Below are 14,880 nucleotides of genomic sequence, written 5' to 3'. Positions count from 1 at the left end.
GCGGCTACTTCGGCAAGAGGCCGTGCAGGTAGAGGTTTTCGAGGAAGCGCGCGGCGTCTTCGAAGCGGCCTTCGCCGCCGCGGTCCTTGCCGAGGACGGCACGGACCTGCACGTCGAAATCGGCGTAATGCTGGGTGGTGGCCCAGATCGAGAAGATCAGGTGGTAGGCATCGGTGCGGACGATCTTGCCCGCGGCCATCCACCCTTCCATTACCTTGGCCTTCTCGTCGACCAGCGCCTTGAGGTCGGTCTCCAGCATTTCGAGCACGCGGGGGGCGCCCTGCAGCATCTCATTGGCGAAGAGCCGGCTTTGGCGCGGGTAGTCGCGGCTCATCTCGAGCTTGCGGCGGAGGTAGGAGCGGAGCTCGGGGACCGGGTCGCCGACCGAATCGATCTCGCGCAAGGGGGCCAGCCAGATGTCCAGCATCTCGGCGAGCAGGCGCTGGTAGATCTCTTCCTTGCGCGGGAAATAGTAGAGCAGGTTGGGCTTACTCATCCCCGCCGCCTCGGCGATCTGGTCGATGGTGGCGCCGCGGAAACCCTCGCGGCTGAACACGTCGAGCGCCGCTTCGAGGATGACTTCCTGCTTCTCGCGCTGGATGCGCGTCTGCGCCCTGGGACGCTTCGACGAGGGTGCCTTTGCGCCCCCTTTGCCGCCTTCCGTCTCCAGCATTTTCACCTTGATCGGCGGCATGGGAGTGATAACGTTTTTTCCAACTGGTCAAATTTCTGGATAACACATCCAAAGGTCAAGCTCCAAATATACTTGACCCACAAACTCAACAAATAGCCTCCGGGGGAGTCCAAGGTGTCCGACCGTCGCAATGTCACGCCAAACGATCTGAGCGCGTTCTGGATGCCGTTCACGGCCAACCGGCAGTTCAAGAAGGCGCCCCGCATGTTCGTCGGCGCCAAGGACATGCACTATACGACTTCCGACGGACGCCAGGTGCTCGACGGCACGGCAGGCCTGTGGTGCGTGAACGCCGGCCATTGCCGCCCGAAGATCGTCGAGGCGATCCAGGAGCAGGCGGCTGAGCTCGATTATGCGCCGGCCTTCCAGATGGGGCACCCCAAGGCGTTCGAGCTGGCCAACGCGCTGGTGTCGATTGCGCCTGAGGGGCTCAACCATGTGCTCTACACCAATTCGGGTTCGGAATCGGTCGAGACGGCGCTGAAGGTGGCGCTGGCCTATCACCGGGCGAAGGGCGACGGTTCGCGGTTCCGGCTGATCGGGCGCGAGCGCGGCTATCACGGCGTCAATTTCGGCGGCATTTCGGTGGGCGGCATCGTCACCAATAGGAAGATGTTCGGCACGCTTCTCACCGGCGTCGACCATATGCCGCACACCCATACGCCGGGGAAGAACCAGTTCACCCGCGGCGAGCGCGAAGGCGGCGGCGAGGACTTAGCGTCGGAACTCGAGCGTATCGTGACGCTGCATGACGCTTCGACCATCGCGGCTGTCATCGTCGAGCCGGTGGCCGGATCCACCGGCGTGCTGATCCCGCCCAAGGGCTATCTGCAGAAGCTGCGCGAGATCACCAAGAAGCACGGCATCCTGTTGATCTTCGATGAAGTGATCACCGGTTTCGGCCGCCTCGGTACGCCGTTCGCGGCGGACTATTTCGGCGTGACGCCGGATATTCTGGTTACGGCGAAGGGCCTGACCAACGGGGTGATCCCGATGGGCGCGGTGCTGGTCAGCTCGGAAATCCACGACGCGTTCATGCAGGGGCCCGAGCACGTCATCGAGTTCATGCACGGCTACACCTATTCGGGGAACCCGATTGCCTCGGCGGCGGGTCTTGCGACGCTCGAGACCTACAAGGACGAGGGGCTGCTGACCCGTGGGGCGGAAATCGCGCCGTACTGGGAAGATGCGCTGCACTCGCTGAAGGGGCTGCCGCATGTCATCGACATCCGCAACCTGGGGCTGATCGGCGCGATCGAACTCGAGCCGATCGCCGGTTCGCCGACCAAGCGCGCCTTCTCGGCTTTCGTCAAAGCGTTCGAGACGGGCATCCTGATCCGCACCACCGGCGACATCATCGCCATGTCGCCGCCACTGATCATCTCGAAGGCGCAGATCGACGAGCTGATCGGAACGCTCGCCGGTATCCTCAAGACGCTTGAGTAGAATGGAACGAATGTTCTATATCGGCACCGATAGAACGAACGTTCTACACTCAACGAGCGGAGGTCTGTGATGCAGACGATACAGAATGCCATTGGCGGGAAGCTGGTCACCAGCACCAGCACGCGCACCCAGCCGGTGTTCAACCCGGCCACCGGCGAGGCGATCGCCACGCTGCCGTTGTCGACGCTCGACGAGATCAACGCCGCCGTTGCAGCGGCCAAGAAGGCCCTGCCCGCCTGGGCCAACACCACGCCGATGAAGCGGGCGCGGGTGATGTTCAAGTTCAAGGAGCTGCTCGAAAAGCACGCCGACGAGCTGGCCGAGCACATCTCTCGCGAGCACGGTAAGGTGCATGACGACGCTCTGGGTGAACTGGCCCGCGGCATCGACTGCGTTGACTTCGCCTGCGGTATCCCGCAGCTGCTGAAGGGCGAGTTCAGCCGCAATGTCGGGCCGAACATCGACACCTATTCGGACAGGCAGCCGCTGGGCGTGGTCGCCGGCATCACGCCGTTCAACTTCCCGGCCATGGTGCCGATGTGGATGTATCCGCTGGCGATTGCCTGCGGCAATACCTTCATCCTTAAGCCGTCGGAGCGCGACCCGTCGGCGCCGATGTTCGCCTGGCAGCTGCTGATGGATGCCGGGCTGCCGGAGGGCGTGATGAACGTCATCCATGGCGACAAGGAAGCGGTCGACGCCATTCTCGACCATCCCGACATCAAGGCGGTGAGCTTCGTCGGCTCGACCCCGATTGCCGAGTACGTCTACCGACGCGGCACGCAGGCGGGCAAGCGCATCCAGGCGCTGGGCGGCGCCAAGAACCACATGATCATCCTGCCCGACGCCGACATGGACCAGGCCGCCGACGCGCTGATGGGCGCCGGCTACGGTTCGGCTGGCGAGCGCTGCATGGCGATCTCGGTGGCGGTGCCGGTGGGCGACAAGACCGCTGACGCACTGGTGGCAAAGCTGAAGCCGCGCGTCGAGGCGCTGAAGATCGGCCCGGCGACGGACCGCGACTCGCAGATGGGCCCGATCGTCTCGAAGGTGCAGCGCGATAAGATCGTCGGCTATATCGATGCGGGCGTCGAAGCCGGCGCCGAGCTGGTGGTCGATGGCCGCGGCTTCAAGCTGCAGGGCTATGAGGACGGTTTCTTCGTCGGCGGCACGCTGTTCGACCATGTAAAGCCGGACATGAAGATCTACCGCGAGGAGATCTTCGGGCCAGTACTGTCAGTGGTTCGCGCCGGCACCTACCAGGATGCGGTGGACCTGATCCACGGGCACGAATATGCCAACGGCACGGCGATCTTCACCCGCGACGGCGATGCGGCGCGCGACTTCGCCGACAAGATCGAAGTGGGCATGGTGGGCATCAACGTGCCGATCCCGGTGCCGGTCGCCTACCACTCGTTCGGCGGCTGGAAGCGGAGCATTTTCGGCGACCACTCGATCTACGGGCCCGAAGGCGTGCACTTCTACACGCGGCTCAAAACCGTCACGACGCGCTGGCCGGCGGGCATCAAGTCCGGCGCGGAATTCAGCTTCCCCAGCCAGAAATAGGACCACCAATGGCAGCTCCCGGCGAAAACCTTCGTATCGACCCCGAGCGCCTTTGGAGCTCCATTCACGAGCTGGCCGAGATCGGGCCGGGGGTTGCCGGGGGCAACAACCGGCAGACCGTCACCGACGACGACGCCAAGGGCCGCGCGCTGTTCAAGCGATGGTGCGAGGCCGCAGGCATGGAGATGGGGCTCGACCAGATGGGCACCATGTTCGCGCGGCGCGAGGGTGCCGAGCCGGGGCTCGATCCGGTCTATGTGGGCAGCCATCTCGATACGCAGCCGACCGGCGGGCGCTATGACGGGGTGCTCGGGGTGCTTGGCGGGCTCGAGGTGATCCGGACGCTCAACGATCTCGATATCCGCACCAAGCGGCCGATCGTGGTGGTCAACTGGACCAACGAGGAAGGGGCGCGGTTTGCGCCGGCGATGATGGCTTCAGGTGTGTTCGCCGGGGTGCTCGAGCAGGCTGACGTCTACACTCACCAGGACAAGGACGGGAAGACGTTCGGCGAGGAGCTGGAGCGGATCGGCTGGAAGGGCGACGAAGTGGTGGGGGCGCGGAAGATCCACGCCTATTACGAGTTGCACATCGAGCAGGGGCCGATCCTCGAGGACGAGAACATCGATATCGGCGTCGTGACGCACGGCCAGGGGCTGAAGTGGCTGCAGGTGACGCTCACCGGCAAGGAGGCCCATACCGGCTCCACGCCGATGCCGAAGCGGCGCAACGCCAGCCTGGGCATGGCTCGGGTTATCGAGCTCGTGCACGAGGTGGCGATGGACTACCAGCCGGGCGCCGTGGGCGCGGTCGGGCACATCCAGGTCTATCCGAACTCGCGCAACATCATCGCCGGCAAGGCGGTGTTCACCATCGACATTCGCTCGCCGGACAAGGCGGTGCTCGACGAGATGGACGAGCGCATCCGTGGTGGCATCGAGAACATCGCCGAGGGGCTGGATATCGGCTTCGAGGTCGAGCAGGTCGGGCACTTTGATCCGGTGACGTTCGACAAGACGCTGGTGGGGAATGTTCGGGCGGCGGCCAAGGAGCTTGGCTACTCGCACCGCGATATCGTCTCGGGGGCGGGGCATGATGCGTGCTGGATCAACCGCGTGGCGCCATCGGCGATGATCATGTGCCCGTGCGTGGATGGGCTTTCGCACAATGAGGCCGAGAACATCAGCAAGGAATGGGCGGCGGCTGGGACCGACGTGCTGCTGCGCGCGGTGCTGGAGACGGCGGAGATTGTGGGGTGAGCGCGCTGGGGGAGCTTCGGGCACGGATTACCTCTCCCTCGGGGGAGAGGTCGGCGCGCAGCGCCGGGTGAGGGGGCCTTATGGGGACGCTCAAGAGCAAGTTCGTCGCACGTGCCCGCTCCCTCAGGGAGAATTCAACCGACGCGGAACGCAGGCTCTGGTCGCGGTTGAGGGACCGCCAACTTCATGGTCACAAGTTCGTCCGTCAGTTGCCCATCGGCTCGTTCATCGCAGACTTTGCTTGTAGAGAGCGCGACCTGATTGTTGAACTCGACGGTGGCCAGCACGCTGCTGCTCAGCTTGATGATATCCGGCGTACCGCGGTGCTTGCCGAGCACGGCTACCGCGTGATCCGCTTCTGGAACAACGACGTACTGACCAATCTAGATGGCGTGCTGCAGATTATCGCCGACAGGCTGGAGAAGGCCCCCTCACCCGGACTTCGCTTCACGAAGTCCGACCTCTCCCCCCAGGGAGAGGTGACCGAGGCCCCACGCGAATGACAGGGAAACTCGAATGACCTCCAAAATCATCAAGAACGGCACCGTCGTCACCGCCGATCTCACCTATGTCGCCGACATTCGCGTCGAGGGCGGCAAGATTACCGAGATTGGGCAGAACCTGACGGGCGGGGAAGTCCTCGATGCCACCGGCTGCTACGTGATGCCGGGCGGGATTGATCCGCATACGCATCTCGAGATGCCGTTCATGGGGACCTACTCGTCCGATGATTTCGAGTCCGGGACGCGGGCGGCGCTGTCGGGTGGGACGACCATGGTGGTGGATTTCTGCCTGCCCTCGCCCAACCAGTCGCTGCTCGAGGCGCTGCAGATGTGGGACAACAAGACCTCGAAAGCTTCGTGCGACTACTCGTTCCACATGGCGATCACCTGGTGGGGTGAGCAGGTGTTCAACGAGATGGCAGATGTGGTCGATCGCGGCATCACCTCGTTCAAGCACTTCATGGCCTACAAGGGCGCGCTGATGGTGGACGATGACGAGATGTTCTCGTCGTTCCAGCGCTGCGCGGATTTGGGCGCGCTGCCGCTCGTTCACGCCGAGAACGGCGACGTGGTGGCTCAGATGACGGCCAAGCTGCTTGCCGCGGGCAATAACGGGCCGGAGGCGCATGCCTATTCGCGCCCGCCGGAAGTGGAAGGCGAGGCGACCAACCGGGCGATCATGATCGCCGACATCGCGGGGGTGCCGGTCTATATCGTCCACACCTCTTGCGAGCAGGCACATGAGGCGATCCGCCGGGCACGGCAGGCGGGCAAGCGCGTCTATGGCGAGCCGCTGATCCAGCACCTGGTGCTCGACGAAACCGAGTATTTCAACAAGGACTGGGACTATGCGGCGCGCCGGGTGATGAGCCCGCCGTTCCGCAACAAGCAGCACCAGGACTCGCTGTGGGCCGGGCTGCAGTCAGGTTCGCTGCAGGTGGTGGCGACCGATCACTGCGCCTTCACCACGGCGCAGAAGCGCAACGGGATCGGCAACTTCGCCAAGATCCCGAACGGCACGGGCGGGCTCGAGGACCGGATGCCGGTACTGTGGACCAAGGGCGTCAAGACCGGGCGGCTGACGATGAACGAGTTCGTCGCGGTGACCTCGACCAACATCGCCAAGATCCTCAACATGTACCCCAAAAAGGGCGCCATCCTGGTCGGGGCGGATGCCGACCTCGTGGTGTGGGACCCCAAACGCAAGAAGACGATCACGGCGGCCAAGCAGCAGTCGGCGATTGACTACAACGTGTTCGAGGGCATCGAAGTCGAGGGGCTGCCGCGGTTCACGCTGACGCGTGGGCAGGTCGCGGTGACCGAGGACACGATCAGCGCCGAGCAGGGCCACGGCCAGTTCGTGGCGCGCGAGGCGAAGAACCCGGTGAACCGGGCTCTTTCGACCTGGAAGGACATCACCGCGCCGCGCAAGGTCGAGCGCACCGGCATTCCGGCGACGGGGGTTTGAGGGTTTGACGACGGACGGGGGCAAATCGCAGAGCGTGGTCGAGGCCAAGGGTCTCGGCCTGACTTTCAAGACAGCGGACGGCGACGTGGTGGCGCTGTCGGACGTCAATCTCGACATCAAGCGGGGCGAGTTCGTCTCGTTTATCGGCCCATCGGGCTGCGGCAAGACGACGTTCCTGCGCGTCATCGCCGATCTGGAGCAGCCGACGTCGGGGACGATCACGGTAAATGGTACTTCGCCCGCCGATGCGCGGGTCAACCGCTCCTATGGCTATGTGTTCCAGGCGCCGGCACTGTTTCCGTGGCGGACCATCGAGAAGAACGTGGCGCTCCCGCTCGAAATCATGGGCTATGGCGAGGCCGACCGAAAGGCGCGCATCAGCAAGACCATGGAACTGGTGAACCTCGAGGGTTTCGAGAAGAAGTTTCCGTGGCAGCTCTCCGGCGGCATGCAGCAGCGCGCCTCGATCGCGCGGGCGCTGGCGTTCGATGCCGACCTACTGCTGATGGACGAGCCGTTCGGGGCGCTGGACGAGATCGTCCGCGACCACCTCAACTCGGAGCTCTTGAAACTCTGGGCGGCGACGCAGAAGACTATCGCGTTCGTCACTCACTCGATTCCCGAGGCGGTGTATCTCTCGACCAAGATCGTGGTGATGAGCCCGCGGCCGGGCCGGGTCACCGACATCATCGAGAGCACCCTGCCTGCGGAACGGCCGCTGGAAATCCGCGAAACGCCGGAGTTCCTCGCCATCGCCCACCGCGTCCGTGACGGCCTGAGGGCCGGCCACTCGTACGAGGTCTAGGCGATGAAGACCTCGTGGCGCGACGGCAGCCTGTTCCCGATCCTGATTGTCGTCGCCGCGCTGATCGTCGTCTGGTACATCGCCGCGGTGCTGATGAACTGGCAAGGGATGTCGGATTTCTATCAGCGCACCGATGTGACCAATGTTGGCTTCGGGCAGCAGCTCAATGACGTGCTGAACGCCGAGAAGCCGTTGCTGCCGGCGCCGCATCAGATCGTTGGGGAGTTCTGGAAGACTACGGTCGAGCAGGCCATCACGTCGAAGCGCAGCCTCGTCTACCATGGCTGGATCACGCTCTCGGCGACGCTCCTGGGCTTTGCCATGGGGACGGTGTTCGGCATCGGGCTTGCGGCGTTCATCGTCCACAACCAGGCGATGGACCGCTCGCTGATGCCGTGGATCATCGCCAGCCAGACCATCCCCATCCTCGCGATCGCGCCGATGGTGATCGTCGTGCTGAATGCGGTCGGCATTTCCGGGCTGATCCCCAAGGCGCTGATCTCGACCTATCTCAGTTTCTTCCCGGTGGTGGTGGGGATGGTGAAGGGCTTCCGCAGCCCCGAGCAGATCCAGCTCGACCTGATGCGCACCTACAATGCGTCGCGCTTCCATGTGTTCACCAAGCTGCGCTGGCCGATTGCCCTGCCCTATCTGTTCACCTCGATGAAGGTGGGGGTGGCGGCGAGCCTCGTCGGCGCCATCGTCGGCGAGTTGCCGGCCGGTACCAGCAACGGGATTGGTGCGCGGCTGCTGGCGGGCTCGTACTACGGGCAGACGATCCAGATCTGGTCGGCGCTGCTAGCTGCGGCGTTGCTGGCCGGGGCGCTGATTGCGCTGGTGGGGCTGGCCGAGCGGGTCACCAACAAGCAACTCGGAGCGCGGGCATGACGGCGCTGCAACGGGTTTTGGCCGCCTTTGCGTCTGGTTTCGCGCTGCTGGCGCTGATCTTCGATTTCGCGTCGACTGAAGGGGCGCCGCTGCCGGTGTGGGAGTTTCCCGCGGTCGTGGTGTTCCTGGTGCTCGGCATCTTCAGCCTCATCCGTTTCCGTATTCCGTTGAGCTACTGGGTCGACGGCGTCCTCGCGGCGCTCGGCGCGGTGGGGCTGATGCTGGCGCTCGAAACGCTGCAGCAGGCCGAGCCGGGCTACTGGTTCGCGCTGGTTGCTGCCTGGCTATTTGCCTGGCTGTTTGCGGAGCGATTGTCGCGGGCCATCGTGCGGGGCGAGGCGGCCGAACTGGTTGGGGTGTTGATCCCGGCGATCTTCGGTGTGGCGATCCTCGTCGCGTGGGAAGCGATCACCCGGGGCGGCAATGTGCCCAAGGTGCTGCTGCCGTCGCCATCGGGGATCTGGGAGACGCTGATCGGCAATATCCCGAGGATCGCAGCGGACTTCCAGCAGACCTTCCTCAAGGCGGTGCTGGCCGGTTACGTGCTGGGCTGTAGCGCAGGGTTCCTGGTTGCCATCGCCGTCGACCGCTCGCCGTTCCTGAAGCGCGGGTTATTGCCGCTGGGCAATTTCATCTCGGCGCTGCCGCTGATCGGCATCGCGCCGATCATGGTGATGTGGTTTGGCTTCGACTGGCCGAGCAAGGCCGCCGTCGTCGTTATCATGACGTTCTTCCCGATGCTGGTGAACACCGTGGCCGGGCTGAACGCTGCCGGGCACATGGAGCGCGACCTGATGCGCACCTATGCCTCTGGCTACTGGTCGACGCTGTTCAAGCTCAGGCTGCCGGCAGCGGCGCCCTTCATTTTCAACGCATTGAAGATCAACTCGACTCTGGCGCTGATCGGCGCAATCGTGGCTGAATTCTTCGGAACACCCATCGTCGGCATGGGCTTTCGCATCTCGTCGGAGATCGGCAAGCTCAATGTCGAGATGGTCTGGGCAGAGATCGCCGTGGCGGCGCTAGCGGGCTCTGTCTTCTACTGGTTGGTGGCGCTCATCGAGAGGGCAGTCACCTTCTGGCATCCGTCCGTCCGCGGTGGTCGGGCGTAATCAGGGGAAAAGGGAAACGTCAAAAATGAAAAAGCTTCTCGTTGGTCTGGTAGCGGGCGCGCTGGCGCTCGGTGCTACCGCGAGCTGGGCGGCCGATCCGGTCACCTTGCAGCTCAAGTGGGTTACGCAGGCGCAGTTCGCAGGCTATTTCGTCGCCAAGGACAAGGGCTTCTACACTGACGAAGGCATCGACATCACGATCAAGCCGGGTGGCCCGGATATCGCCCCTGAGCAGGTGATCGCCGGTGGCGGCGCCGACGTCATCGTCGACTGGATGGGCGGCGCACTGGCGGCCCGCGAGCAGGGCGTCGGCCTCGTCAACATCGCGCAGCCGTTCAAGAAATCCGGCCTGTTGATGATCTGCCCGAAGGATGGCCCGGTGCAGACCGAAGCCGACTTCAAGGGTCACACGCTTGGCGTCTGGTTCTTCGGCAACGAGTATCCGTTCTACGCCTGGATGAACAAGCTGGGCATTCCGACCGAAGGCGGCGCCGATGGCGTGAACGTCCTGAAGCAGTCGTTCGACGTGCAGCCGCTGGTGCAGAAGCAGGCGGACTGTATTTCGGTGATGACCTACAACGAACTGGGCCAGGCGATCGACGCCGGTTTCACCAAGGATAAGCTGGTGATCTTCAACTACACCGACCTCGGCAACGACCTGCTCGAGGACGGCCTGTATGCGATGGAAGACAAGCTCGCCGACCCGGCTTTCGCCGACAAGATGGTCCGCTTCGTCCGTGCTTCGCAGAAGGGCTGGGAGTATGCGATCGCCAACCCTGATGAAGCCGCGCAGATCGTGCTCGACAACGACGAGTCCGGTGCCCAGACCCTCGACCATCAGAAGTACATGATGGGCGAAGTGGCCAAGCTCGTCGACGCCAAGGACTTCAAGCTCGACGCGGCCGCCTATGACCGCACCGAGAAGGCCCTGCTCGACCAGAAGATCATCAAGAACAAGCCGTCGGGCGCCTTCACCACGGCGATCACCGACAAGCTCTGAAACTTGGGGTTTCAGGAGTGAATGAGGCGGGGAGTGATCCCCGCCTTTTTTGTTTGAGCTACACATCGGCGTTATTCCGCGCAGGCGGGAACCTAGTGGGATGCTGCAACACTGGGTCCCCGCCTTCGCGGGGGTGACGTTGGTGGGGAGGAGATGGGCTCCGATGAGAAAGCTGCTCTCCCGGACTCCTCAGCTGCCGACTACGCCGCCGTCGTCCTTGGTGATTACCACCAGTGACGGCCGGGGGCCCTGACCTTCGATGAAGTCGGGCCAGTTGGTGCCGGCGTCGGCGATGGAGGTGGAGTCCTCGCCGTCTTCGAGGCGGAGTTCGCCGGGGTGCTGGATGGAGAGGAACATAGTCTTGCCGTCGGGGGTGAAGGCGGGCGAGCAGACTTCGGAGCCGACGGGGGGCGAGTAGAACAATTTCGGCAGTGCCTTGCCCGAGCCTTCGGTGTCGGCGACATAGAGCGCATCGTTGAAGCCGGCATCGGGCGGGCCGTCGGTGGTGACCCAGAGGCGGCCGGCGGGATCGACCGAGAGGTTGTCCGGATCGGTGAACCAGCCGTCGTCCGAGGTCTCGGGGTGGCAGAGGGCGTGCGAGGCCGGATCCTTGGGATCGCCGCAGAGGATGAAGGCATCCCAGGTGTAATCGGTCGCGGCGTGGTCGGGGGCATCGGGAGCGCCTGGCGGGGTGAGCTCGAGGATGTGGCCGTCCGGGTTCGGGGCGCGGGTGTTGGCGACGTTGACCTGTTCGCCCTCGTCTCCTTCGCCGGCCGGCAGGCGATCCTCGTTCTCGGTCATGGCGATGTAAACGCGGCCGGTCTTCGGATGCGGCACGAAGCCTTCGGGCGCGTCCATCGGGGTGGCGCCGAGCAGGTCGGCGGCCATGCGGGTGCGCAGCACCACGTCAGACTGGGTGTGGAAACCGTTCTCGGGGGTGAGCGGCCCCTGCCCCTGTACCAACGGCAGCCAGGTCATCTTGCCATCGGCATCGAAGCGGGCGGTGTAGAGGGTGCCCTCGTCGAGCAGGTCCTTGTTGGCGGCCCGGTCGGTGGGGTTCCAGGGCTTGGAGGTGACGAACTTGTAGAGGTACTCGAAGTCGTCATCGTCACCCATGTAGAGGACGACGCGGCCATCGGGGGCCACAGCAACCTGCGCGCCTTCGTGGGTGAAGCGGCCGAGGGCGGTGCGCTTAACCGGCTTGGCCGTCGGATCGAACGGATCGATCTCGACCACCCAGTCGAACTTCAGCCACTCGTTCGGCTCGTTCTCGAACTTCAGGCGGGCGTCGACACGGCTCAGGGCGTAGCCGTCATTCTCATCCTCGTCCCAGCCCTGGCGCTCGACCAGTTCCTGGTCGGGGAGCGTGTTGTAGTCGCCGGCGAAGACGTCCATGCCGCCTTCCTCGCCCGAGAGCATCGTGCCCCACGGGGTGATGCCGCCCGAGCAGTTGGAGATGGAGCCGAAGACGATGGTGCCGGTGGGGTCGATCTTGGTCTTCAGCCTGTCGTCGCCGGCAGCGGGGCCGGAGAGGCGCATCTCGGTGCCCATGTGGACGCGGCGATTGTACTGGCCGTCAGTGACGACCTGCCACTCAGTGCCGGCCCTCTTGACCTCGACCACGGAGATGCCGGTGGACGCGGCGACCGCACGGATCTGGTCGTCGGTCAGCTTTTGCTTGTAGTCCTCATCGGTCGTACCGGGGAACATCAGGTAGGGTGCGGCGTACTCGTGGTTGACGACGAGCAGGCCGTGATCGTTCGACTGGCTGCCCTGCGGCAGCGGCAGGAAGGCGGTGAAATCGTTGTTGTAGCCGAACTGCTTTTCGGCGGCGGCGCCGTCGAGCGTCGCGAGGTCGAACTCGGGGCTGTCAGCGAACAGCTTATCGCCCCAGCGCAGCAGGATCTGGCGCGAGTAGCCCTCCGGCCAGTGGTCGTTCTTGTCGGTGACGCGGGTCAGTTCGGGGAAGGTGAGGCTGGAGACGGAGTTGGCCTGGGCGAAGGCGGCGCCGACGCCGAAGCTGGCGCCGGATGCGGCCACGGCGGTGCCGGCGAGCAGGCCCTTCAGCACAGAGCGGCGCGAATAACCTTCGGCCATCAGGTCGGAATATTTGGTAGTGAATGACTGGCGGCGCGTCGGGCGCGCGCGCGTCTTCAAACGATCGGTCATTGTGACGCTCCTGAAAGTATTCAGGATGGGTGCACCCGGCAAAAGACGCTGCTGTGACGAAGCGATGACGCTGGAATGACTAGCCGGCAGCCTTCTGCGCCAGGGGCGCTTCGGGCATGGCGTCGGAGGTGCCGAGGACCAGCCGCCGCACCGCTTCGCGCGTCATCGGGTGCGAGATCAGGTAGCCCTGGGCCTCGGTGTAGCCGGCGGCGTGAACGCCGCGCAGCTGCTCGGGAGTCTCGATACCCTCGGCGGTGGTCTCCATCTCGAGGCGCGCGCCGATATCGGCAACCGCGCTGACGATGGTCTTGGCGCCCTCGGTGCTTTCGAGCGCGCGGACGAAGGTGCCGTCGATCTTGATCTTGTCGAAGGGGAAGGCCAGCAGGTAGCCGAGCGCCGAGAAGCCGGTGCCGAAATCGTCGAGCGCGATGCGGACGCCGAGGGCGCGGAGCTGGCGGAGGGTGTCGAGGCTCTGCTCGGAATTCTCGAGGAAAACGGACTCGGTGATCTCGATCTCGACCCGCTCATGGGCGATGCCGGAGGCGGCAAGGGCTTGAACGAGCGTGGTGATCAGGCTGCCGCGCACCAGTTGGACGGACGAGACGTTGACGGCGATCTTGAGGCCGTCGGGCCAGCGCGCCGCCTCGGCCAGGGCCTCGCGGATGACCCAATCGCCGATCGGGACGATCAGGCCCGTGTCTTCGGCGACGGGGATGAAATCGCAAGGCGGGACGAGGCCGCGGTCGGAATGCTGCCAGCGCAGCAGGGCCTCGAAGCCCGAGAATTTGTGCGTCCGGAGGTTGAGAATTGGCTGAAAGTGCAGCTCGAACTCGCCAAATTCCAGTGCCCGCTTGAGGTCCACCTCAAGGCGGCGGCGATCGACGGTGACGCGATTGAGTTCAGGCTCGAAGAAGCGGACGCTGCCCCGGCCGTCGCGCTTGGCGGCGTAAAGCGCCACGTCGGCATTGTGCAGCAACTGATCGGTGTCGATCCCGTCCTCGCCGGCGATGGCGATGCCGATACCGACCGCGATCGTGAGCACCTGACCGTCGAGGTCGTAGGGCGCGAGCGTCGCTTCGCAGAGGCGCTGCGCGAGGTCCTGGGCGCTCTCGGCGGTGCCGCCGCGGTGCAGCACGGCGAACTCGTCGCCGCCCATGCGGGCCGCGGAGTCCATGGGGCCGAGGCAACTGCCCAGGCGGGCGGCGAACTGGCGCAGCAGGGCATCGCCGGCGGCGTGGCCGAGCGTGTCATTGATCGGCTTGAAGCCATCGAGATCGAGGCAGAGCACGGCGAAGCCGGTGCCGGCGAGGTTTTCGAAGGAATTGCCGATGCGGCGGTAGAACAGCGTGCGGTTGGGCAGGCCCGTCAGAGCATCGTGGTAGGCGAGATGGGTGAGCTCGGCCTGCATGTTGTGCAGTTCGGTCACGTCCTTATGGGTCGAGATCCAGCCGCCATCGTCCATTGGCTGGTGGGTCATCGAGATGACCTGGCCGGAGTTCAGCCGGTGGATGCCGCCGAGGGTGCGTTGCTCGTGCACGGCGCTCAGGCGATCGGCGACATAGTCGTCGGCGTCGTCGCCGACATGGGTGTTGCCGGCGACACGGGCTTCGAGGATCTGGCGGAAGCTGGTGCCGCGTTTCCCCAGGGCGGGCGGCAGGCGATAGATGTCGAGGAACTGGCGGTTGCAGAGCACCAGCCGGCCGTGGCGATCGTAGAGGGAGATGCCGTGAGCCAGGTTTTCGAGGATGGCGCGGAGGCGCAGGTCCTGGGCATGGAGCTTGCCACGGGCCAGCGACAACTGGCGCCCGAGCTTCAGCAGCGCGGCTGCATCACCTTGTGGTGGTGCGGCGTCCGGCGGTGGCGCGGGAGTGTTCCCGGTCTTGGACAAGGCGCTGGAGACCCAGAGATTCCAGGGAAATCGAGGCTGTGAGCCTAGCGCGGCCGAGTAAAGACTAGGTTAGTTCGCCTGC

At 64.6% G+C, this 14,880-nt stretch carries 12 protein-coding genes; 9 read left to right on the top strand and 3 right to left on the bottom strand.

Annotated features, from left to right (window positions below; all coding sequences use genetic code 11):
- Nucleotides 1-4: 4 nt before the first annotated feature.
- Entirely contained in the window at nucleotides 5-673 is a 669-nt protein-coding gene (locus AC1DWU_RS15875; protein ID WP_477150973.1) for a TetR family transcriptional regulator C-terminal domain-containing protein, read from the bottom strand.
- A 135-nt stretch (nucleotides 674-808) separates the two neighbouring features.
- Between AC1DWU_RS15875 and aptA the strand changes: the two genes are divergently transcribed.
- The 9 genes from aptA to AC1DWU_RS15830 all read left to right on the top strand — a co-directional run bounded on the left by aptA (nucleotide 809) and on the right by AC1DWU_RS15830 (nucleotide 10,741).
- Nucleotides 809-2,140 carry an omega-aminotransferase AptA gene (gene aptA, locus AC1DWU_RS15870; protein ID WP_477150972.1) on the top strand — a complete coding sequence of 444 codons (1,332 nt, stop codon included), beginning with the start codon at nucleotides 809-811 and terminating at the stop codon, nucleotides 2,138-2,140.
- 69 nt (nucleotides 2,141-2,209) lie between these two features.
- Nucleotides 2,210-3,706: a CoA-acylating methylmalonate-semialdehyde dehydrogenase gene (locus tag AC1DWU_RS15865; protein WP_477150971.1), complete on the top strand. Its 1,497-nt coding sequence runs from the start codon at nucleotides 2,210-2,212 to the stop codon at nucleotides 3,704-3,706.
- 8 nt (nucleotides 3,707-3,714) lie between these two features.
- Nucleotides 3,715-4,965 (top strand): Zn-dependent hydrolase, encoded by a 1,251-nt coding sequence (locus AC1DWU_RS15860; protein WP_477150970.1) that lies wholly within the window; start codon nucleotides 3,715-3,717, stop codon nucleotides 4,963-4,965.
- Between the two features lie 80 nt (nucleotides 4,966-5,045).
- On the top strand, nucleotides 5,046-5,468 hold the full coding sequence (locus AC1DWU_RS15855; protein WP_477150969.1) for an endonuclease domain-containing protein: 423 nt from the start codon (nucleotides 5,046-5,048) through the stop codon (nucleotides 5,466-5,468).
- Between the two features lie 13 nt (nucleotides 5,469-5,481).
- Nucleotides 5,482-6,936 carry a dihydropyrimidinase gene (gene hydA, locus AC1DWU_RS15850; RefSeq protein ID WP_477150968.1) on the top strand — a complete coding sequence of 485 codons (1,455 nt, stop codon included), beginning with the start codon at nucleotides 5,482-5,484 and terminating at the stop codon, nucleotides 6,934-6,936.
- A gap of 4 nt (nucleotides 6,937-6,940) precedes the next feature.
- On the top strand, nucleotides 6,941-7,741 hold the full coding sequence (locus AC1DWU_RS15845; protein ID WP_477150967.1) for an ABC transporter ATP-binding protein: 801 nt from the start codon (nucleotides 6,941-6,943) through the stop codon (nucleotides 7,739-7,741).
- Between the two features lie 3 nt (nucleotides 7,742-7,744).
- Nucleotides 7,745-8,629, top strand: a complete 885-nt coding sequence (locus AC1DWU_RS15840; RefSeq protein WP_477150966.1) for an ABC transporter permease — start codon at nucleotides 7,745-7,747, stop codon at nucleotides 8,627-8,629.
- Nucleotides 8,626-9,741, top strand: a complete 1,116-nt coding sequence (locus tag AC1DWU_RS15835) for an ABC transporter permease (RefSeq protein ID WP_477150965.1) — start codon at nucleotides 8,626-8,628, stop codon at nucleotides 9,739-9,741. The genes AC1DWU_RS15840 and AC1DWU_RS15835 overlap by 4 nt, the downstream gene beginning before the upstream one ends.
- A gap of 25 nt (nucleotides 9,742-9,766) precedes the next feature.
- Entirely contained in the window at nucleotides 9,767-10,741 is a 975-nt protein-coding gene (locus AC1DWU_RS15830) for an ABC transporter substrate-binding protein (RefSeq protein WP_477150964.1), read from the top strand.
- A gap of 189 nt (nucleotides 10,742-10,930) precedes the next feature.
- On the opposite strand, the gene AC1DWU_RS15825 is transcribed toward AC1DWU_RS15830, so the two are convergent.
- Together AC1DWU_RS15825 and AC1DWU_RS15820 are read right to left on the bottom strand one after the other, a co-directional pair.
- Nucleotides 10,931-12,910: a PhoX family protein gene (locus tag AC1DWU_RS15825; RefSeq protein WP_477150963.1), complete on the bottom strand. Its 1,980-nt coding sequence runs from the start codon at nucleotides 12,908-12,910 to the stop codon at nucleotides 10,931-10,933.
- Between the two features lie 79 nt (nucleotides 12,911-12,989).
- On the bottom strand, nucleotides 12,990-14,798 hold the full coding sequence (locus AC1DWU_RS15820) for a putative bifunctional diguanylate cyclase/phosphodiesterase (protein WP_477150962.1): 1,809 nt from the start codon (nucleotides 14,796-14,798) through the stop codon (nucleotides 12,990-12,992).
- Between the last annotated feature and the right edge of the window lie 82 nt (nucleotides 14,799-14,880).

The sequence above is a fragment of the Devosia sp. P2_G7 genome, from assembly GCF_056403495.1.
The sequence above is the reverse complement of the archived record's forward strand: the minus strand, read 5'-3'. Positions and strand labels throughout refer to the sequence as shown.